Raw genomic sequence first — 21,138 nt, 5'->3', positions numbered from 1 at the left:
ATGGTCCCTGCTCTTCCGCCTGCGCTTGTTCCCGGTGATTTGCTCTACGTTGTTGCTACCAGCGGTGCGCTACGAGAAACCAGTAAGTTTGAGGCGGGTTTGCAAGTTTGGTGCGATCGTGGCTATCAGGTCGAGCTGAGCCCCACCCATGATAAACGTTGGGGCTACCTGGCAGGGACAGACGAGCAGCGTCGCCAGGAGTTACTCAACGCCCTTAAAGAGCCAAAGTATCATGGCATTCTCTGTGTGCGAGGTGGCTATGGTAGCACTCGTCTTTTAGAAAACTGGCAGTGGCCAGCCATGAATAAATGGCTGATTGGCTTTTCCGATATCACCAGTCTGCTCTGGAGTGGTCGCCTTAGCGGCGGTGTCCATGGTCCCCTACTCACCACCCTCAGCCAGGAACCTGATTGGTCACAGCAGCGATTATTTAACTGGCTAGAGCATCACACCCTGGAATCATTACAAGGCGACAGCTGGAACAAGGGCACTGCCACTGGCAGACTGCTGCCAGCCAACCTCACAGTAGCCACCTGCCTGTTAGGCACTAACCACGAACCTGACCTAGCCGGAGCCATCCTGGCCTTTGAAGATGTCACTGAGGCCCCCTATCGCATTGATCGCATGTTGACCCACTGGCGCATGTTGGGCAAATTTGACAACATCGCCGGCATTGCCCTGGGTCGATTTAGTCAGTGTGAGCCACCCGCCAATATTCCTAGCTTTACAGCGATGGAGGTGCTGCAAGAACGTCTCGGTGATCTGGGTATTCCCATCGTTGCCAATCTTCCCTTTGGTCATGATGGTGTCAATGCAGCCCTACCCTTTGGTATCCCAGCCAAACTAGAAGCCAGAGCTAATGGCCCCGGCCTCCTATCATTTCCAAACCATGAGCCAAACCCCGTGTAGGGGCGTTGCATGCAACGCCCCTACACGGGGTTTGGCTATAAGGCGTAATTATCGATGATTACGCCTTAACCATTTCCTTTTTGCCGCCATCTACGGTAACAATTTCTGTTTCCATCTCGTTCATCACGGCCTCTGACAAGGCTGGAATCGAATCATCCCCTGTGATCAAACGAGCCCCACGCTGATAGGTAAAGTAGTTCCAGGCCCACTGGAGCAGTACCAACAGCTTGTTATCAAACTCGATCAGGAAGTAAATGTGGACAAAAATCCAGATAAACCAGGCAGGGAAGCCAGATAACTTCATAAAGTTAAGGTCAGCCACAGCCTCATTCCGACCAATCACCGCCATGCTGCCCTTACTCTTATATTTAAAGGCAGACACAGGCTTTTTAGCTAATTTGGCTTTAATTGTTTTAGCCAGATAACTACCCATATCCATGGCAACAGCCGCCGTACCCGGTAAGGGCTTACCATCATCATCCTGGTGAGCAAAGTGGGCCAAGTCACCACCAATGTAAAGGTTGGGGTAGTTAGGCACACTCAGATCAGAGGCAACCATGACTCGACCAATTCGGTCAGTTTCAGCGCCAGTTTTCTCAGCAATGGTTCTGCCCAAAGGAGAAGCTTTAATGCCAGCTGCCCACAGGACAGTGCAAGCCTGCATGTCAGCCACTTCTCCATCGTGCTTGATGGAAACGGTGTCACCGTCAATATTGGTCACCAGGGACTGTGTGCGGACCTCAACTCCCAGTTTTTCTAAAGACACCTTAGCCGCAGCTGACAGGTCAGTCGGGTAAGGTGGCAGCACCCGATCCATACCCTCTAACAAAATAATCTTGGTTTCCTGAGGGTCAATATTTGTGAAATCGTCCTTGATGGTTTCGTAAGCCAGTTCTGCTAAAGCTCCCGCCAACTCGACACCAGTCGGGCCTGCACCAACGACTAAGAAAGTCAGCAGCGCCTGGCGACGCGCGGGATCAGTTTCCTTCTCGGCGGCTTCAAAAGCCAGGAAAATACGACGGCGGACTTCAAGGGCATCTTCAATGGTCTTCATCCCCGGCGCAATGTTAGCCCAGTGATCATTACCAAAATAGTGATGGCTAGAGCCTGTCGCCAAAATCAAACTATCGTAGTTAATAACTTCGTTGCGCTTTAGGGTCACCTTCTGGGCATCTGGGTCGATATCTACGACCTCACCCATTAGCACTTTGACGTTTTTCTGCCGACTCAAAACTGAACGTAGCGGCGACGAAATATCACCAGCGGATAAGCCTCCCGTAGCAACCTGATACAGCAGCGGCTGGAACAGGTGGAAATTGCGCTTATCAATGAGCGTTACCCTGACTGGGGCTTTGCCTAAAGACTTAGCAGCGTAAAGCCCCGCAAAGCCTCCACCGACAATCACTACATGATGTAGGGAATTTTGCTGAGCTGTTGTCTTTTGGGCTGTTGGAGCCTGACCAGTGAGGGCTGCTGTCATAGCGTTAAAAACTATTACGTATGATTAACAATCTTATATCGTGGATCTCTAAATTAGGTGTGTAAACCCGACTCTTCTTCAAAGTTTGTTTACATAATTCATTCATTAAGCAGGATGCACATCAGGGATTTGTATATCCTGAAGCATTCCCTTTTGCAGGATAAAAGCCTGAAAAGGTTGCCATAGAAACTTTTCTAGATAGGTTGACGTGTTCGCTTCTTAGTATGTTTCGTAATATGTCATGGCATTTACATATCTGCTCCTATAGTTTCTTTTTCTCAAGAATACGTATCATGCAAATTGACTGATTTTAGGGTCTAGGATGGGGCTTTGCTTGGTAATCTGGTTAACCAGGTTGAAAAACAGCACTGAGAGCGTCTATTTCTGATGAGTTGAACCAGACAAGCTGCTCATAGGAAAAATTGCTAGAAAAAACTTTTTTGCGGGCTTGATAAAGGACAGCGGAACTATGGCTTTAATTGTCCAAAAGTATGGCGGTACATCGGTAGGAAGTGTTGAGCGCATTCAAACTGTTGCCGAACGTGTACAAGCGACCGTGCAAGCAGGTAACTCTGTGGTTGTCGTCGTCTCCGCCATGGGCAAAACCACCGATAGTTTGGTCAAGCTTGCCGGTGAAATTTCTAGCCAGCCTAGCCGTCGGGAAATGGATATGTTGCTCTCCACTGGGGAACAGGTTTCCATCGCTCTATTGACCATGGCGCTGCAGGAGCGGGGGCAGGCAGCTGTCTCCATGACTGGGGCTCAAGTGGGCATCGTTACAGAGGCGCGCCATAGCCATGCTCGCATTTTGAGAATTGAGACTAAACGGGTTCAACGCTGTTTGGATCAGGGTCAAGTGGTGGTAGTGGCCGGGTTTCAAGGGATTAGCGATGCCCCAGACCTGGAAATTACAACCCTGGGGCGGGGCGGTTCTGATACCTCCGCTGTCGCCCTTGCGGCTTCTCTCCAGGCCGATGCCTGCGAAATTTATACCGATGTACCTGGCATTTTAACCACCGATCCCCGTTTAGTGCCATCAGCTCAGCTGATGAACGATATCACCTGTGATGAAATGCTGGAACTGGCCAGCCTGGGGGCCAAGGTGTTACATCCACGGGCAGTGGAAATTGCCCGGAATTATGGCGTTACCTTGGTAGTGCGTTCTAGCTGGACCCAAGATCCCGGTACACGAGTAACGGCACCCTCCAGGCAACCGCGCCCTTTGGAGGGGCTGGAATTGGTGCATCCGGTTGATGCCATTGAATTTGATACGAATCAAGCTAAGGTGGCGTTGCTTAGGGTGCCGGATCGTCCTGGAATTGCAGCTCAGCTCTTTGGCACAGTTGCGCAACAAGATCTCAACGTTGATTTGATTATTCAGTCCATCAACGAAGGGAATTTTAACGACATTGCCTTTACGGTTGAAAAAGATGTTTTGCCCCAGGCCACTACCCTGGCATCATCGCTCACGCCCTCGCTACGGGGAGCCGCTGACGACGGTGACACCGTTGCCCTAGTGACGGATACCCAAATTGCCAAGGTCAGTATCGCCGGGGCTGGAATGATCGGTCGTCCTGGAGTAGCCGCTAAAATGTTTTCTACCCTGGCCGCAGCTGGGGTTAATATTCAGATGATTGCCACCTCAGAGGTAAAGGTGAGCTGCACGATCGCAACAGAAGATTGCGATCGCACAATTGCGGCCCTCTGTGACGCTTTCGACCTTAACCAATCCCCCGCTCGTTTAGACACCACCACCACAGTTACCGGCCCAGCCGTGCGCGGAGTGGCCCTCGATCGCAATCAGGCCCGCTTGGCCCTACGTCATGTCCCTGACCAGCCTGGTATGGCCGCCAAACTTTTCCAGGTACTCGCCGATCGGGGTATCAGCGTCGACATGATTATCCAGGCTCAACGCTGTCGGGAACGTAACGGTATTCAAACCCGCGATATTGCTTTTACCGTAGCCCAAGCGGACGCTGACATGGCCAGCGATGTGCTGCAATCCCTGGCTACGGAGTTTGGCAGTAGCGAACTTGTCCTGGACAAAGCCATTGCTAAAGTCAGCGCGGTAGGCATCGGTATGATTACTGAACCCGGCACAGCCGCCAAAATGTTTCAAGCGTTGGCCGATAGCAACATCAATATTCAAATGATTGCCACTTCAGAAATAAAAATTAGTTGTGTTGTGGCAGAAGATAACGGTATTGACGCGCTGAAAGCGGTCCATGCAGCCTTTGGGTTGGCAGGAAGTCAGGAAATTGAGGTGCCCGCTTAGGAAGCCAAACAGAGCTAATATCCCACCCGCTCCAGCGATAAGCGAGACGCGACTGACTCAATCATTGGCATCGGTTTGGCTAGCTGATTAAACACTTCCCATAACACTTGATTAGAATCCGTTGTCGACTGATAGGAGCGAGCCAGCAAAATATCACGACACACTTGTCGAAAATCCGCATCATTGGCTGAAATATGAATGCCCTCACGCTGACACACCTGAGCAATCATTAATTGTGGACGTAAACTAGATTGTCCTTCAGGCGCTACCTGACGAAAGAATTGGTGTACAACTTTAATTACTAAAGCAGCAGCCTGGTCAGAAATACCTGCTAATTCTATTAGAAGCTGCTGCCGCTCTAAAATGTTAGGCTCTGGTAGACGAATAGTAACCAATCGATCAAACAAAGCATTTTGCGTGCTGTAGGTACCGCAATATTCCTCAGAATTAGAGGTGAAAATCACTCGAAACTCAGGATGCACAGGCACATACTCCGCTCCGTACTCACTAGTCAGTACCAAAATCCGCTCCTCTAAAGCAGACAACAAAACCGTATTGATTTCAGGTCGAGACCGATTAAATTCGTCGTAGATCAGCGTCCATCCTTGACAACACGCCAGCCTTAGCCAGGAATCTTTCTGGCCAGACATCGTTAGGTTATGACCACCGATCACCAACGCCATTGGATGTTTTCGACAATCAGCCAAATGCATCGCTAACGTAGTTTTACCAACGCCTGTCGGGCCTTCCAAATGGACAGAATAGCCAGATCGCAGATATCGCAGCGCCCGCTGCATGATCTGCTCAAGTGCAGCGGTCTTTACAAACTGCTGAGGGCGCACCTGAATTACCGTGGACACCAAGATACCGATCCTTTGTAAGTGGAGTATGGGCTATAACGTTTACACTGCCCACTGATTAGTTATTGCTGTTGAGTCTGCTTCAATCTGTAAAATGCCTATTAGTAGCTAAATCTACAGATAAGCAACTCTCAAAAATCAGCAATAGCATTTGCTTTAGCATTCCCCAGTGGGGTATACCACTCTCTATTGCTCCCCCTAGACTTATTCATCGCCTGACTAGTGCTTTCCGTATTTATTTGGGCTCAGCCGTATCTTCCCCAGTTTTTAGGATTACAGCCTGGACTATTTCAACCCAATTCGCCCGATCGATTTGTCTGACCGATGGATTCTGCCTACATTGAGCGCCTGTTACAGGCATTGAAAGATCCAGATGAAACCATACGCAATCAAGCAACAGGCGAATTCTGGCACATGTGGTTTCACCAAAAGGGTATCCAAGGAGCCAAACGTTTGATTGAGAGCCAGACCTTAGTTGAAGCGGAGCGAACCGAGGAGGCCAAATCCATCCTGGATGAACTGATTCTGAGTCAACCTGATTTTGCAGAAGCCTGGAATCGCCGGGCGGTGCTTTATTACATGCTGGGTCACTATACGGACGCTATCCAAGACTGTGAAAAAACCATTGAGCTAATTCCCCATCACTTTGGTGCCCTCCACGGCCTGGGATTATGCCACGCATCCGTTGGCAACTACCTGGATGCCATTCAATGCTTTCGTCGCACCTTAGACATCCAACCCTTTTCTCTAATCAACCAGCGCTTAATTTTAGAATGCACCGCCAAGCTTAGCTAGCTGGGGGCAGATAAACCCGAAATTCTATGTGTTTAATGTTGTCCAGACTGCCAGTAACCAATTGCACTTTGTGAGACCCTAGCAAAATAGAATAGGTATATAGACGTAAAATTCGCTTCACGACGTATGCAAACCCTAACGCCTCCTTCTTTCAACACTGGTGTAGACGAACTGATCGACACCAAAATAGTTCGTCGTAAAACTCGTCCAGTACCCGTCGGCAACGTCATGATTGGGGGTGGGGCTCCGGTGGTCGTCCAGTCGATGATCAATGAGGACACGTTGGATATCGATGGCTCTGTCGCTGCCATTCGCCGCCTGCACGAAATTGGTTGTGAAATTGTGCGAGTGACCGTGCCGAGTATGGCCCATGCTAGGGCACTCGCCACTATCAAGGAAAACCTATTAGCGACCTATCAGGCAGTCCCCTTAGTCGCTGACGTCCATCACAACGGCATGAAAATAGCTCTGGAAGTGGCTAAGCATGTAGATAACGTACGCATCAATCCCGGTCTTTATGTATTTGAAAAACCGAGTGATAGCCGTACCGAATACACCCAGACAGAGTTTGATGCCATCGGCGGAAAAATTAGAGAAACCCTGGAGCCGCTTGTGGTTTCGTTGCGGGACCAAAATAAATCTATGCGTATCGGCGTTAACCACGGTTCCCTGGCAGAACGCATGTTGTTTACCTATGGCGATACTCCTGAGGGCATGGTGGAATCAGCCCTGGAGTTTATCCGCATCTGTGAATCCCTCAATTTTTATAACCTGGTTATTTCCTTAAAAGCATCGCGGGTGCCTGTGATGCTGGCAGCCTATCGCTTGATGGCTCAGCGCATGGATCAGCTAGGTATGAGCTATCCACTCCATCTAGGTGTAACTGAAGCTGGCGATGGAGAATACGGTCGCATTAAGTCCACCGCCGGTATCGGTACTCTCCTGGCAGAAGGAATTGGTGATACCATTCGCGTCTCTCTGACGGAAGCCCCTGAAAAAGAAATTCCAGTTTGTTACAGCATTTTGCAGGCACTGGGGCTACGCAAAACCATGGTGGAATATGTGGCTTGTCCATCCTGTGGCCGCACATTGTTCAATTTAGAGGAAGTGTTGCATAAGGTACGAGCAGCGACTAATCACCTCACAGGATTAGATATTGCGGTTATGGGTTGTATTGTGAATGGTCCTGGGGAAATGGCAGATGCTGACTATGGCTATGTCGGTAAAACGCCCGGATATATTTCCTTATACCGGGGGCGGGAAGAAATTAAACGGGTGCCTGAGGATAGCGGCGTAGAGGAATTGATTAATTTAATCAAGGCCGATGGCCGTTGGGTTGAGCCAGAAAACTAACCCCCTTTCAAAAGGACAGTGTTACCCGCAAAAACCATGGGCTTGTGGGGCGTGTAAACGCTAGTTTTTGCGGGACTAAGTCCTATCAAAGGGAGTCCTCATCTAAATTTCATTTCGATTTGTTAGCCTATGAAAATCGCTCAGGGTGACTTGAATGAGCATTTATGATTACCGCTAGTCTGCTCGGCTAGTTAGATACCGATCTTAAATTCACTAGCCAATTACCCTGTGGAGTTGCTAATCTGCATGAAATGAATAAGTGTGTGTGAGGATTTGTGAGGCTTCTGCACCAATTGAACAAAGCTTATATATTTGTAAGGGTGTGAGCTGAAAATTTATACATCTGGTTAAGTTCGTATCGTCTCATTGTTCTGGATCTCTTTTTATGGCAAGCAAGAAGCAAGGCCTATTTTTGGGTGCAGCAGCCCTATCGAGTATGGCCGTTGTCGTTGCAGGGACAAGTATTCACTGGTCACAGAGCCAAGCCTTCTTCAGAGAAAGCCCTAAAGAGGTAATTGATGAGGTTTGGCAGCTGATCGATCATGAATATGTTGACGATACGTTCAACGATCAAGATTGGCAGGCTATCCGCACTAGCTATCTAAATCGTGACTATACCGATAGCACGGCAGCTTACGACGCGATCCGCGAGATGTTGGATTCTTTGGATGATCCTTACACTCGCTTTATGGACCCCCAGGAGTTTCGTAATATGCAGATCGACACGTCAGGGGAGCTGACAGGTGTCGGTATTCAAATCTCCCAGGATGAGGAAACGGAAGATATCGTTGTCGTGTCCCCAATTGAGGATACGCCGGCATTTGAGGCGGGAATTCGCTCCGGGGATGTGATTATAGGTATTAACGGTGAGTCTACTGAGGGAATGGACCTCAGCGATGCGGTCAATTTGATTCGAGGTCCGGTGAACTCGGAGGTGACGCTGACCATACGTCGTAACGATGAAGAAATCAACTTTGATCTAACTCGGGCTCGTATTGAGATTCATCCCGTACGCTATGCCTACCATCCTGAAAAGGAGGGGGGTGTGGGTTACATTCGTTTGACCCAGTTTAGTGCCAACGCGGCAACGGAGATGCGTGAGGCTATTCAAGAGCTAGAGCTACGGGATGTCACTGGCTACGTTCTGGATTTACGCTCCAACCCTGGCGGACTGCTTTATTCCAGTATCGATATTTCCCGGATGTGGCTTAGCGACGGCACAATTGTGTCAACGGTCAATCGCGAGGGCACTGTCGATGAAAATGTCGCTAGCGATCGCGCCTTAACCGACAAGCCCCTGGTTGTGCTAGTCGACGGTGGTTCTGCTAGTGCCAGTGAAATCCTGTCTGGTGCACTACAGGATAATAATCGGGCTGTCTTAGTAGGAACTAAGACCTTTGGAAAAGGATTGGTGCAGTCAGTTAGAGGACTAGGTGATGGTTCAGGTATTGCGGTCACAATTGCTAAATACCTAACGCCTAGCGGTCGAGATATTAATACCCTTGGCATTGAACCCGACTTTATTGTGGAACTCACCGATGAAGAGCGAGAGTACTTAGGTGAGGATCGCGAGCGCATTGGGACTGAAGAAGACCCCCAATACGCTAAGGCAATTGAAGTACTGAATGATATGATTCGCGGTCAGCGTGAAGCCGCCAGTGTCAGGGGTGTTGTGGCTGACTAAGCCAGTTTTGGGATAAGTCAATTATTTAGGTAGGCATTTACCTGCTCGAATCAGCCCTACCCGTTTAGCAATAGCCTCTGCTCGGCTATCAAAAGGTCCCCATGTTTTTGGATGGGCCGTTGTTTGGGTAAGTTCAGCCTGACTGTAGATTTCACAATGCCCCTCGGGCTGCTGGACAACATGCCAGGCAGTGACTGCCTGAGTCTCTTCAACCTGGGTTTCGTTATTGTTTTCGCTATTGGCAGTAGTCATTGATTAAGGTGTTTACGCTAGATTTGCAGTTAGATAGATCAGCCCCGACCACCAGGTCAGTAATACGGCCAGCCAGAATAATCCTTGGGCAACGAAAGGATAGGTTTGGGCTAAGGGAGAAATGAGCAATGAGATCGCGCCAATCTGCACCACAGTTTTGACTTTCCCCCAAAGATTTGCCCCCACAATCGTAGACTGACTCACCCGCCAACCAGCAATCGTTAGCTCCCTTGCCAAAATCAAAAATACCCCCCAGGCAGGTACTGACCCGAGCTGCACCAACATCAGCAACGGTGCTAATACAAGCAATTTATCCACCAGCGGATCTAAAAATTTTCCCAAATCAGTCACCTGATTGAGCCGTCGAGCCAAATACCCATCCAGCCAATCAGTACAGGCTGCCAACAGAAATACAGCCATAGCCCACCAGCGATGATTAACTGAAGGATTAGCCAGTAAACCAAATACCACTGGAATTGCCACCAGTCGTGACACCGTAATCCATGTTGGTAGGTTCATTGGCATAAAAGGATAAACATCACCGGTAGCTAATATGCTCCTCTCGGTAGTTAGGCGGTTCTACATGAATTGTCACCCGAATTGGACCAAAGGCTTGTTCCAACCGCTGTTCTACAACTTCAGTAATATCATGGGCACTGACCACATCCTCAGGTTCCACAATCAGATGCATATCAATAAACACCTGGCGACCCAATAAGCCCCGCGATGCGATGCTATGGCAGTTGAGCACACCTGACACTTGCATCACCTCTCGATGGATGGCTTCTGGAGCAATCGCCATTTCATCCACCAACCAGGGTAAATTGGCCGATAGAACAACCCAGCCACTGTGCAATACAAGAATTGCCACAGGTAGAGCCATAACAATATCTAGCCAGTCCAGACCGCGCCAAACGCCAATCAAACCAGCAATGACCACAATCGTGATCCAAATATCACTCATCGTATGATGGGCATCTGCAATCAGCAGCTTACTCCCCAGACGTATCCCCACCCGCCGCTCATAAAAAGCCACCAGAATATTAATCCCTAACACCACTAGCATGATCCATAGAGCTGGCGGCGTCAGGGTGATGGGAGTTGCCCCCGCCAACAATCGCTCAAAGGCTCCCGTTAAAATTTCAAAACAGGCAATACCTAAAAAAGCAGCAACACCCAAAGCCCCGATCGCTTCATACTTCTGGTGACCATAGGGATGCTCTCGATCGGGTTCTGGAGAGGCCAGATGATTAGTGACTAATCCCAAAATGTTGTTGGCACTATCAGTCACACTGTGGAGCGCATCGGCCAGTAGACTTAATGAGCCTGTCCAAAAGCCAACACAGACTTTGAGCACCATCACCAGCAGGTTAAGAAATAAGGTGATGAGCAGCACCTGCCGCACTTCAGATCGATAGCTAGCACCAGAAACTTCAGTAGACATGCACGACTTCTCCGCAGCATGTTTAATAGTAGCGAAGGACGTTCCCCAACGCTCACTAGGCGGCTAATTGCTGTTGGCGCTGGAGGCTATGCATATGATTAAACAACTGCCAGCAGTAAGCTTCTGGCAGATTACAGGTGAGCGCCCCTCGCATGACCACATCAAAATACCAGTCACTGGGAGCATGTTCGCGGCTGAGCTTATCTAAGACGGTATAGGTGCGGGTGTTGGGAAATCGCTGGCCCTGACATTGGATAGTGACTGCATGGTGCACATAGCCCTCTTCACGGCGATCGAGCAGGACACTCAGATGCCAGGGTAATTCGTAAAGGACACCATAAACCGTTGCCGTAGAGGAACGGACAATATCAAGCACGCCGCACTGACGACGGTGAGAATATCGAAAAAAGCCTAGACGGTAGCCTTTTAGCTGCGCTGGTCCAATGACATAGGGATGGGTATTTTCATGCAAAGACCGTTTCAGGTCGACTGGGCACATACACGATCCGTAGGCAAAATAGTAGAACCGAGCTGAATCTCCAGGCATCGTTTTTGTCACACTAAGACCTCCTTATGCATTCAGTATGTATAGCGAAGAGCTATGAACCGAGGTGTACGAATATGACAAAAATTTAACAGAAGTTGTCTGAGAGACAGAAAATCACAACAATTCCACACGATTTTATAGACTTAGATCATGATCTAAGGTGTACCAATGTCGTTCATAGCTGCTCTAGTAATATTGTCAATTAGCTTATGGCTATGTGGGATAATCGACAGTCTGCCCCACCTGCTGCCTGGACTTTCGGGAACGCCCCTATGGCTTTGGCTCGGTTTTGGCATGATCATGTTGAGCTGGTTTATGAAAGACAGCTAGCCATCAGTTCACTAGACCCCAAATTGGCCGTTAACAAGCTACTGGGTTGGGCACCTCCTTTAATATTTGTCTTTTACACAACGTGATAACAAGCTATGGCTCAAAACTTTGATCAAGAACAACTAGAACAACTTGCCGGTGGTGATAAAGTGTTTGAAAAAGAGCTATTGCAGATGTTTGTTGGAGACACTGAAAACAGCCTTCAACAGCTAGCAACGGCAATCAACACAGACAATCAGAGCGCTGTACAAGAAGTGGCTCACTATATCAAAGGAGCCAGTGCCAATGTAGGCGCAGTAGCTATGTCCAGCGTAGCTGCCCAGCTTGAAACCATGGCAAAGACCGGAAATTTGGGAGCAGCAGCCCAATATCTAAGACAGCTACAGGTGCTTCACCAGGATGTTAGGCGTTTGGCACACTAGATGCTGCAGTCTCTAGATTGACTGAGGCCTCTATGTTTATCCTGCCAACAGGGACCGGTGCAATGCAACCCTAGGCAGATGTGCGGCTCTCAGTCGTTTCAGCAGCACCATATAGCTCTGGCAAATCTCGTGATGGTGGCAATGTTTTAGATTCACGCGTCTCTATATAGCCGGTGTAATAAGCACCCGGTTCAATCTCTAGAGAGCCTGCAACAACATCTCCTTCTAAGCGGGCTGTGCTGCTTAATGTCAGCTTCCCTTCTGCATATACGCGGGCTTTGAGCACCCCTTCAATCGAAATATTTTGAGCGCGAACTTCCTGGCCTTCCACCAGTCCAGTCTTAGAAATTTCCAGGTCTCCCTGTATATCAACAATGCCGTGAATAATACCGTCAATGACTAATTTACCTTCAGCATGAACATTTCCTTCTAGCTCACAGGTTCGACTGAGATAAGTAAAACTAGTTGCTGGCTTTCGCTTAAACATAAACACAATAATTAGTACCCGTTTGGTTGGACAGCAGTAAAAATTAAAAGGTCAACTGCGGGGTCTGACCCCGGATGCACACTTAATCTCAAATCTTCCGGTATCGCACCATAGGTAAAAATTCTAACCAACTACAGGGCAAACAACAGTAGGCAAAACTGCCTCTCAAACTTTAAGGCTTTTCTTGCCTAAACTCTAGCATCAGTTTTTGTTTAGGACTGCGGCTCAGGTCATTTGTTTATTCTTTTCTTTCTGTGGGCAATTTAAAGGTTATTTGTGATTGCAGAAAAACTACTAGAGGGTGGTTTAAAGATGACGACATACCGCACTGAACATGCTGCCTTGCCCACTCCCAGCTAAACGGGAGCCTATCCTATGTTGTTGTTTGCTTTGAGGGGAGCGCGTTCTATGACTTTTTTCTATGACTTTTTGTTGAGGTAGTGGGTTGACTCTGCAACTCAGCGGCTAGCCCAGTAGCTGAGTGAGCCCTAAGGCTACGACGGCAGCTCCAATTGGCACTGTTAAGTTATCGACACCATATTTAGAAACGGCTTCTAGACAGGTAGATGCGATCGCAACCCCCAAGGCCGTTACTACCAGTGACCAGGTTATCCCCTGCAGCCCACCCAACACTGCAAATACAACCAGAGCACTTGCGATCGCCATAGTCAGGCTACCTTCCAAGCTTTTCTTTTCACCTAAAACCTCATAACCATGGCGACCCCAACGCTGCCCCACCAAAGCCGCCAAACCATCCCCCCAGCACATAATCAAAATCCCAATTACCCCCACATACGGATATCCCCGAGGCCAACACCAACCCATCAGTACACCAATACTGACCGCATAAAAAAAAGTGCCCCAGCTGCGACGACCCACACTATTAATTCCAGGCAAAATTGGCCACCGATAAGACACTAACGCCACCCCAGCAAAGATCATCGCAGCGACCACCCCCATCCAAGCAGGCAACATGAACCACCAAGCCAACAAAATCACATGCCCTGCACCAATATGAACTATCTTGCGAGTGATTTCTGAACCACATCCTAGCCGTCGCGCTCCTTCCGAAGCCCCCCCGATCACCAACAACCAGGCCAACACGATACCCACTTGCCAGCCATAAACTGCGAACCCAGTCTCCAATTGCCCCATGCGTGATTTGCGTAATTCCTCAACGCGATTGTAAAGCCTACACTAGATCCTTACTAATTGCGGTTTCCCAATCAACCTCAGACTGCTATCTTGATGGGGAAATTCAGTCACAAGCCACCGCATGGGCAATACCTACAAGCGAGTACTACTAAAACTTAGCGGCGAAGCCTTGATGGGCAACCTGGCCTACGGCATTGATCCAACGATAGTAGATGCCATTGCCCAGGAAATTGCGGCCACCGTCGAACAAGGAGTTCAAATTGCTATTGTCGTTGGCGGCGGCAATATATTTCGAGGGGTCAAAGGAGCTGCCTCTGGCATGGATCGAGCCACCGCTGACTACATCGGCATGCTAGCAACTGTTATGAACGCCATGACCCTGCAGGATGCCCTGGAGCGAATTGATGTACCCACGCGGGTTCAAACTGCAATTTCCATGCAGGAAATGGCCGAGCCCTACATCCGACGACGGGCCATTCGTCACCTTGAGAAAAATCGAGTGGTCATTTTTGGTGCTGGTTCTGGTAATCCTTTCTTCACAACTGATACTACCGCTGCTCTCCGCGCCGCTGAAATCAGTGCTGAGGTCCTCCTCAAAGCGACCAAAGTAGATGGCGTTTATGATTCTGACCCCACAACTAATCCCAATGCGAAACGCTACACTAGCTTGACCTACAGCCACGTTCTGGCAAAAGATCTCAAAGTGATGGATGGTACTGCCATTGCACTGTGTAAAGATAACAACATCCCCATCATGGTGTTTAACCTGGCTGTTACAGGCAACATTCAACGCGCCATGACTGGGGAACCGATTGGCACGATTGTGGGAGGCTCTTGTGAAGTTAGCTGATATTAATGACGTAGAATCCGCGATGCAGAAAGCGGTCGAAGCAACTAAACGTTCTTTCAACACGATTCGTACTGGACGCGCCAATGCGTCTTTGCTAGACCGTATTTCTGTTGAATATTACGGTAGTCCTACACCGCTAAAGTCAATGGCTAACATCAGCACCCCCGACCCTAGTACGCTGATGATTCAACCCTATGATGCCAGTATTCTTAGCCAAATTGAGAAGGCTATTTCCCTATCTGATGTTGGTTTAGTTCCAAATAACGATGGTTCAGTCATCCGGTTAAATATTCCACCGTTGACAACCGAGCGTCGTAAGGAATTTGTTAAACAAGCTGGTAAGTATGCTGAAGAAGGACGGGTAGCCATTCGTAACATCCGACGGGATGGGATGGACTTTGCCAAAAAGCAGGAAAAGAGCGGTGACCTGTCTGAAGACGAAGCTCGCGACTTACAAGATCAAGTACAACAGCTGACCGATCAGTACATCAAGAATATCGATCAGGCATTAGAAGACAAAGAAAAGGAAATCATGAAGGTCTAATCGCCCTCAGTAAGTTTGTTATCTAAAAAATCCTATTTCACTCCACCAATCTTTGATGACCGCAGCCCCTTAAAATAAGGGGCGTTGTTGTCATTTGGTAAAGTTGGCTCTGAGCAACTCCAGGCAGTGGATGCATTTGCGCCAGACTAGCTGAGCCCACTAGCAACGCCATAGAAAGCGGGTCATCATATCAGGAGTGCATAATGTTTGACTGTATCGTTGTAGGTGCCGGCCCTGCAGGGAGTACTACTGCATATCAACTGGCTAAACGGGGGCGGTCTGTATTACTGCTTGAGAAGCATACACTACCTCGCTACAAGCCTTGTACAGGGGCCGTAGCCCCTAGCATCGCTAGTTGGCTAGACTTTGATATTACCCCTGCTATTGATCAAAAGTTGCGTCGTATTAGCTACACCTGGCAACTGGACGATCCCATTGAGGCAGAACTTGAAACTGACGAACCCATGTGGATCGTCCGTCGAGATATTTTTGATCAGTATCTGGTTGAGCAGGCAACCAGGCTAGGTGTCACCGTTAAAGACGGTACATCGGCTTTAAGCATAAAGTTTCAAGATCAAACTTGGACGGTTAACACAGAACATGGTTCGTTTGTGGCCCACTATCTAATAGCTGCAGACGGTGCTGATGGTCCAATGGCTAAATGGCTAGGATTTAAATCCGAAAAAGTGCGCCAGGGATACGTCTTGGAGATTGATTTATCTGAACCAGTAGCTAGCCCCACCATGTCATTTGAGTTTGGCTTAGTTAAACAGGGCTGTCTTTGGAATTTTCCAAAATCCCAAAGACAGTCTTTAGGAGCGGTTCGCTTTTTGGGAGGAAACCTCAAACACCCAGAACAGTCTTTAGCAACCTACGCCCAAGCATTGGGTGGCGATGCTGAAGCAGGCACCCTCTACTCGCACGGTCTTAAGCTTTGGAGTGGTAATCGTCCGCTCCATACTCAACAAGCACTGCTGGTAGGTGAAGCTGCGGCCCTGGTCGATCCAATGACTGCTGAAGGCATTCGACCTGCTATTTTTAGCGGCATTCAAGCAGCTACTGCGATTGACAATGCCCTGAATGGAGATGACCAAGCCCTCGCAAACTACAGTCAGACCATTCATAGTATCTGGGGTAATGATATTCAGTGGAGCCAACGCATTGCCAGCGTTTTTTTCCGCATGCAAAAAATCGGGTATCGGGTTGGCATCAAACGACCAACGGCGACTAAACGCTTAGGTCAACTGCTCGCCGGTGAAATTCGCTATGCCGATCTAGCTAATCGAGTCATAAAACGTATCAGCGGCAGCTTTTTGCCAGGTTGAGAAGCTTAGTTCGATTTTTATCAACACCATTAGTGGATTCTACTGATCTGAACAAATAACAATAATTTTTTATAGAGAATAATCTTTTAAAAATGAAAAGTCTTGATATAGGTAAATACGCTGAAGATTATCAATTATTGCCAATCAATCTAAAGTAAATCTTTAGATTGATTCTCTGGATACTGTCACGTCTAAACAGATTCTTTACAAGATTAATAACTTTTATTTTTTAAATTCTCAACACTTTTGCTACGTTATCTATCACTAAAAGTGCCTATAAATGGGTTGGGATAAGGCTCTGGCGACAGCGGGGATCGCCTTATAAAAGGGCGATCCCCGCTGTTACTGTAACTTTTGACACATTGTCGCGCCCATGAGGACTTGTCATAATTAAGACCTGCTTGTCCTCCTAATAAACTTTTATGAATACTGTGATTCAAACTATTCACTGCCCCAACTGTGGTAAGCCCGCCGAACGACATTATTTGAACGAGCAGCAATTGACTCGTACACAATGTTCAGGCTGCGATTATTTGATGATTGTTTGCCAGAGATCTGGCAAAGTCATTGAGGCTTATGCCCCGGGTATTGCAGCAGCGATGGTTAATTGACCTGGACTATAAAGGTTTTGAAACCCTAACTTGAGACACTGAAATGTATGTTTTCTTGACCATTAGCTAAGGTTCGATCTTGGATGCTCGCAATTGCCCACAGGCGGCATCCTTTTCCAAACCTCTCGAATAGCGTACACTCACAGCAATTCCCGATGCCTTCAAACTATTAGTGAATTGGTTAACCCGTTTACGTGAAGGTCGCTGGTAATCTACCTCACTAATGGGATTGTAGGGAATCAAGTTCACATGGCTCTGAAAACCGCGCAGTAGCTGAGCTAGCTCAGCTGCATGTACCTCAGAATCATTTAACCCTGCTAGCAAAATGTATTCAAATGTGACGCGACGACCAGTCACAGCCACATATTCACGACACTCATCGAGTAAATCAGTGAGTTGATACTGTTGCGCGCTGGGAATTAGCTGGGTTCGTAGGGATTGATTCGACCCATGGAGACTAACAGCCAACGTTACTTGTAACTGATGCTTGGCTAATCGACGAATTTGACCTGGAATGCCTACGGTAGAGATGGTGATACTGCGCTGACCAATACCAATATCATGGTTGAGACATTTTACAGCTGCCACCACATTTTGAGCATTGATTAGGGGTTCTCCCATGCCCATAAAGACAATATTGCTGACCCGTTGTTCAAAGGCTGCTTGTACCGTCAACACCTGATCAACAATTTCATGGGTAGCCAAATTGCGAACGAGTCCCCCTTTACCGGTGGCGCAAAAATCACAAGCCATGGGACACCCCACCTGGGATGACACACATACCGTCAGACGTTTCTCGGTAGGCATACCCACGGTTTCAATAATCTGTCCATCGTCTAAGCGCAACAAAAACTTAACCGTCTCGTCAGCAGCAACGGATCGGTAATGAATTACAGAACGCCCAATGGAGACCTTCTCCATGGCTTGACGCCAGTTTTTTGGAAAAACCGTAATATCAGCTAGAGAACGTACACCTTTGTCGTATACCCACTGATGCAGTTGCTTACCCCGGTAAGCTGGCTGCCCCTGAGCCTGCACCCAAGCAGTCAATTCGGATTGATTCATGCCCAACAGAGGCCGCTGAGATTGGGTGACGATGGCATCATCGAGGGTAGAAACCATGGGTAAAGACAGTGGAAAACAGCTCCGGAGCAATAACTCGGAACCTCCATATTAGAAGATTTAGGCTGACTAACAGCACAATGCCATCAGTCACTTTTTGGGTCAACACAGTTGGCCTTAAAATGACTGGTTAGTCTGCCATCCTAATTCTGGCTTTTTAGTTGTGAGCTTCGGGATTTTCGTTAATCAGATCGACTAAGCCTTCAGTCAATGCCCGAGGATCCATAAAGACAACCTTGGAGTTATCGCTCTCGCCCAGCTTTTGGTTAGCATCGACATAACGCTGAGCAATCAAAAATTTCAAAATATCGCCCTGGCTTAACTGACCATCAAATGCTTGGGCAATCAGACGCATCGACTGGACATTACCTTCTGCTTCAAGAATGGCTGCTTCTTTCTGTCCCTCAGCTTTAGTGATAGCTGCGCGTTTGGCAATCTCGGCTGCCTGCTCTAGCCGCATTGATTCTTCTACTTCAGATGGAATTTTAATCTCTTGAACTTCGACACGATTTACCTTTACACCCCAAGGTTCGGTCGCCTCATCCAGCACATCGAGCAGAGCTTTGTTAATGGCTTCCCTTGAAGAGAAAGTCTCCTGGAGGTCCATCTTACCGATTTCAGAGCGCAGTGTTGTGACAACTAATTCTTGAATTGCAGTTTCGACGTCTTCAATCGCATAGTAAGTTTTTTCAAGGTCTAGAATACGCCAGTAAATAACTGCATCGATTTCAACGTTGACGTTGTCGCGAGTGGTCGCACTCCTCGGCTCAATATCTAAAATTTGCTCCCGCAGCGTATCCTCAATCACCAAAGAATCTAACAGCGGCACAATGAAATTTACACCTGGTTCTAAAGTGGAACGATACCGTCCCAATCGCTCTATCAAAGCTGCATTGCCTTCTTTGACAACCCTGACAGAGCCAACCGAATAGCCAATAATGATCAATGAGAGGATAGCAAGAATAGAGTTCATGGGGAACCGAAACGCTGGCGCGATGGATGAATGTGCTCATGGATAACACATCCTCTTAGTTTCTGTCTAGCGTACATATGGAAATTGCTATACTCTGCTCGCTACGTTGGATGAGTTTTTAGACAAGCACTAAAATCGTGACAATCTCCATGTCGGAAAAATTAATAGTGCAACATGTTATGCAATATATCGACTGTATGAGAGTAGGAGTAACGCCCCTCATTTTAGGCATTAGTCTGTGGTTGGGACAGCCCCTCAGGGTTGTGGCTCAAACCCCTCATAGTGGTTGCTATATCGAAGCTGAGGATGGTGCAGTTTATGATCTAGGTCTTCTCTGTGTCGTGCCTGATGAAAGCACTGTGGAGCCGACATTGCAAACTGGTGATGTTCAGGTAACGCTGCGTTGGAACACTAGCGACGATTTGGATCTAATCGTGATCGATCCAGCCGGTGACATTGTTGATTTTGGTTCACCTACATCACCTTCGGGTGGACAACTGGATGTGGATGCCAATGGGTTTTGTCAGACTCAGAATTTTTCCCCTGTCGAGAATATTTTTTGGCCAATGGGAGCAGCCCCCGATGGCCAGTATGTGGCTTACGTTACTCTGGCAATTCCCTGTAGCTTAGAAAGCTTAGCTAGCACTGATGTTACGGCTGCTAATAATGCGTATGCAAGCTTGACAGTGCCCTACACGCTGACGATTTTGAATCAGGGGGAGACGACAACCTACGAAGGGTTTAGCAGACCGGAAACATTTGGGGCGGATTATTCCTTTCAGGTAGGGCCAGCGACGTCGGATGAACCGATTTTAGAGCAACCTCAGGATAGTTTGGAACTACCTAACTTTGGGCTACCGGCACTGTAGCCGGGGGCGTATCATCTATCATCTGAAGTTCGCGCTTTAACGACGACGTTCTTGGTTGAAGGGACCGCGTCCTTTGGGAAACAGACCGAGGAGCGGACCGAGAACTACGCCAAAGACAAATCCACCTGCATGGGCCCAATAGGCAATACCGCCTGCTCCCATATCGGCGTTGGCTCCCAAACTGGCAACTCCATAAAATGCTTGCTGTATAAACCACCAACCCAGAAAAAAGACAGCAGGAAGCCGAACGGTTGTAAATATAAAAAACAAAGGCAATAGTGTCAGAATTTGGGCTTTGGGAAAGCGGATGATATAGGCTCCCATTACACCTGCGATCGCACCACTTGCCCCCAACGTTGGCACAACAGACTCTAGGGCAAAGATCCACTGAGCCAATCCAGCCAGCGCCCCACAGGCTAAATAAAAGACAATAAACCGACCATGGCCCAGCTGGTCTTCAATGTTATTGCCAAAAATCCAAAGATAAAGCATGTTACCCCCTAGGTGGGCAAAGCCACCATGGAGAAACTGAGAGCTAATCAAGGTCACCCATTCACCAATTGGATTGATTGCCTCTCCCCTAAAACTATCCGTAAGTTCAGCCGGGACAATTGCCCACACATTAAAAAACCGATTCAGTGCATCGTCTCCCATCCCCTGGAGAGATAGCTCATATACAAAAATCAAGACATTGAGAACGATCAACCCATATACCACATAGGGAGTTGAACGGGTTGGATTATTGTCACTTAAAGGAACCACTGAACATTTAGATAGGCTGGCTACCCATCTATTGTCGGTGATGAGTTTTAAATTTTGAGTTTTAAGTGTCGAATTTTAAGTTTTACCTG

At 48.1% G+C, this 21,138-nt stretch carries 21 protein-coding genes; 10 read left to right on the top strand and 11 right to left on the bottom strand.

All coding sequences use genetic code 11. The features are described 5' to 3' along the window. A complete protein-coding gene (locus tag N836_RS69790; protein WP_023076568.1) occupies positions 1 to 909 on the top strand; it encodes a S66 peptidase family protein in 909 nt (302 codons plus the stop codon). Positions 910 to 967: 58 nt separating this feature from the next. Here the strand turns inward: N836_RS69790 and N836_RS69785 are convergent, their stop codons facing one another. Then, positions 968 to 2,389, bottom strand: a complete 1,422-nt coding sequence (locus N836_RS69785; protein WP_023076567.1) for an NAD(P)/FAD-dependent oxidoreductase — start codon at positions 2,387 to 2,389, stop codon at positions 968 to 970. Between the two features lie 469 nt (positions 2,390 to 2,858). On the opposite strand from N836_RS69785, the gene N836_RS69780 reads away from it, so the two are divergent. Next, positions 2,859 to 4,664 (top strand): aspartate kinase, encoded by a 1,806-nt coding sequence (locus N836_RS69780; RefSeq protein WP_023076566.1) that lies wholly within the window; start codon positions 2,859 to 2,861, stop codon positions 4,662 to 4,664. Between the two features lie 14 nt (positions 4,665 to 4,678). Here N836_RS69780 and N836_RS69775 read toward each other — a convergent pair whose 3' ends face one another. Next, positions 4,679 to 5,524, bottom strand: a complete 846-nt coding sequence (locus N836_RS69775) for an AAA family ATPase (protein ID WP_023076565.1) — start codon at positions 5,522 to 5,524, stop codon at positions 4,679 to 4,681. A gap of 324 nt (positions 5,525 to 5,848) precedes the next feature. Between N836_RS69775 and N836_RS69770 the strand changes: the two genes are divergently transcribed. The 3 genes from N836_RS69770 to ctpC all read left to right on the top strand — a co-directional run bounded on the left by N836_RS69770 (position 5,849) and on the right by ctpC (position 9,356). Then, positions 5,849 to 6,319 carry a tetratricopeptide repeat protein gene (locus N836_RS69770; RefSeq protein WP_023076564.1) on the top strand — a complete coding sequence of 157 codons (471 nt, stop codon included), beginning with the start codon at positions 5,849 to 5,851 and terminating at the stop codon, positions 6,317 to 6,319. A 126-nt stretch (positions 6,320 to 6,445) separates the two neighbouring features. Next, on the top strand, positions 6,446 to 7,672 hold the full coding sequence (gene ispG / locus N836_RS69765) for a (E)-4-hydroxy-3-methylbut-2-enyl-diphosphate synthase (protein WP_023076563.1): 1,227 nt from the start codon (positions 6,446 to 6,448) through the stop codon (positions 7,670 to 7,672). Between the two features lie 385 nt (positions 7,673 to 8,057). Continuing rightward, positions 8,058 to 9,356 (top strand): carboxyl-terminal processing protease CtpC, encoded by a 1,299-nt coding sequence (gene ctpC, locus N836_RS69760; RefSeq protein ID WP_023076562.1) that lies wholly within the window; start codon positions 8,058 to 8,060, stop codon positions 9,354 to 9,356. A gap of 21 nt (positions 9,357 to 9,377) precedes the next feature. Here ctpC and N836_RS77295 read toward each other — a convergent pair whose 3' ends face one another. The 4 genes from N836_RS77295 to N836_RS69740 are packed head-to-tail and all read right to left on the bottom strand — an operon-like array spanning position 9,378 to position 11,611. After that, positions 9,378 to 9,608, bottom strand: coding sequence for a hypothetical protein (locus N836_RS77295; protein WP_023076561.1), 231 nt, complete (start codon positions 9,606 to 9,608; stop codon positions 9,378 to 9,380). Between the two features lie 12 nt (positions 9,609 to 9,620). Further along, positions 9,621 to 10,127, bottom strand: a complete 507-nt coding sequence (pgsA, locus tag N836_RS69750; protein ID WP_023076560.1) for a CDP-diacylglycerol--glycerol-3-phosphate 3-phosphatidyltransferase — start codon at positions 10,125 to 10,127, stop codon at positions 9,621 to 9,623. A gap of 19 nt (positions 10,128 to 10,146) precedes the next feature. Beyond that, complete coding sequence (locus N836_RS69745; RefSeq protein WP_023076559.1) at positions 10,147 to 11,052, bottom strand: cation diffusion facilitator family transporter; 906 nt, start codon at positions 11,050 to 11,052, stop codon at positions 10,147 to 10,149. 55 nt (positions 11,053 to 11,107) lie between these two features. Then, positions 11,108 to 11,611 (bottom strand): gamma-glutamylcyclotransferase, encoded by a 504-nt coding sequence (locus N836_RS69740; RefSeq protein ID WP_235071185.1) that lies wholly within the window; start codon positions 11,609 to 11,611, stop codon positions 11,108 to 11,110. A 413-nt stretch (positions 11,612 to 12,024) separates the two neighbouring features. Here N836_RS69740 and N836_RS69730 point away from each other — a divergent pair, with 413 nt between their 5' ends. Next, the gene (locus N836_RS69730; RefSeq protein WP_023076556.1) at positions 12,025 to 12,351 is read left to right on the top strand and encodes an Hpt domain-containing protein; all 327 of its coding nucleotides are present in this window, start codon (positions 12,025 to 12,027) and stop codon (positions 12,349 to 12,351) included. 70 nt (positions 12,352 to 12,421) lie between these two features. Here the strand turns inward: N836_RS69730 and N836_RS69725 are convergent, their stop codons facing one another. Both N836_RS69725 and N836_RS69720 read right to left on the bottom strand, forming a co-directional pair. Next, positions 12,422 to 12,838, bottom strand: a complete 417-nt coding sequence (locus tag N836_RS69725) for a bactofilin family protein (RefSeq protein WP_023076555.1) — start codon at positions 12,836 to 12,838, stop codon at positions 12,422 to 12,424. 465 nt (positions 12,839 to 13,303) lie between these two features. Then, positions 13,304 to 13,993, bottom strand: a complete 690-nt coding sequence (locus tag N836_RS69720) for a diacylglycerol/polyprenol kinase family protein (protein WP_023076554.1) — start codon at positions 13,991 to 13,993, stop codon at positions 13,304 to 13,306. A 121-nt stretch (positions 13,994 to 14,114) separates the two neighbouring features. On the opposite strand from N836_RS69720, the gene pyrH reads away from it, so the two are divergent. The 3 genes from pyrH (at position 14,115) to N836_RS69705 (ending at position 16,712) form a co-directional block, all read left to right on the top strand. Further along, entirely contained in the window at positions 14,115 to 14,843 is a 729-nt protein-coding gene (gene pyrH / locus N836_RS69715; protein WP_023076553.1) for a UMP kinase, read from the top strand. Further along, positions 14,830 to 15,387: a ribosome recycling factor gene (frr, locus tag N836_RS69710; RefSeq protein ID WP_023076552.1), complete on the top strand. Its 558-nt coding sequence runs from the start codon at positions 14,830 to 14,832 to the stop codon at positions 15,385 to 15,387. Before pyrH ends, frr begins: the two co-directional genes overlap by 14 nt. A gap of 203 nt (positions 15,388 to 15,590) precedes the next feature. Further along, on the top strand, positions 15,591 to 16,712 hold the full coding sequence (locus N836_RS69705; protein ID WP_023076551.1) for a geranylgeranyl reductase family protein: 1,122 nt from the start codon (positions 15,591 to 15,593) through the stop codon (positions 16,710 to 16,712). A 677-nt stretch (positions 16,713 to 17,389) separates the two neighbouring features. Here the strand turns inward: N836_RS69705 and rlmN are convergent. After that, positions 17,390 to 18,445: a 23S rRNA (adenine(2503)-C(2))-methyltransferase RlmN gene (rlmN, locus tag N836_RS69695; RefSeq protein WP_023076549.1), complete on the bottom strand. Its 1,056-nt coding sequence runs from the start codon at positions 18,443 to 18,445 to the stop codon at positions 17,390 to 17,392. Positions 18,446 to 18,602: 157 nt separating this feature from the next. Then, positions 18,603 to 19,418, bottom strand: a complete 816-nt coding sequence (locus N836_RS69690) for an SPFH domain-containing protein (protein ID WP_023076548.1) — start codon at positions 19,416 to 19,418, stop codon at positions 18,603 to 18,605. A 179-nt stretch (positions 19,419 to 19,597) separates the two neighbouring features. Here N836_RS69690 and N836_RS69685 point away from each other — a divergent pair, with 179 nt between their 5' ends. Beyond that, the gene (locus N836_RS69685) at positions 19,598 to 20,287 is read left to right on the top strand and encodes a hypothetical protein (protein WP_152532294.1); all 690 of its coding nucleotides are present in this window, start codon (positions 19,598 to 19,600) and stop codon (positions 20,285 to 20,287) included. Positions 20,288 to 20,323: 36 nt separating this feature from the next. On the opposite strand, the gene N836_RS69680 is transcribed toward N836_RS69685, so the two are convergent. Continuing rightward, positions 20,324 to 21,049 carry a rhomboid family intramembrane serine protease gene (locus N836_RS69680; protein WP_023076546.1) on the bottom strand — a complete coding sequence of 242 codons (726 nt, stop codon included), beginning with the start codon at positions 21,047 to 21,049 and terminating at the stop codon, positions 20,324 to 20,326. Positions 21,050 to 21,138: the final 89 nt, after the last annotated feature.

The organism is Leptolyngbya sp. Heron Island J, assembly GCF_000482245.1.
GTDB lineage: Bacteria > Cyanobacteriota > Cyanobacteriia > Phormidesmidales > Phormidesmidaceae > Leptothoe.
This window is presented reverse-complemented; position numbering and strand designations above follow the sequence as displayed.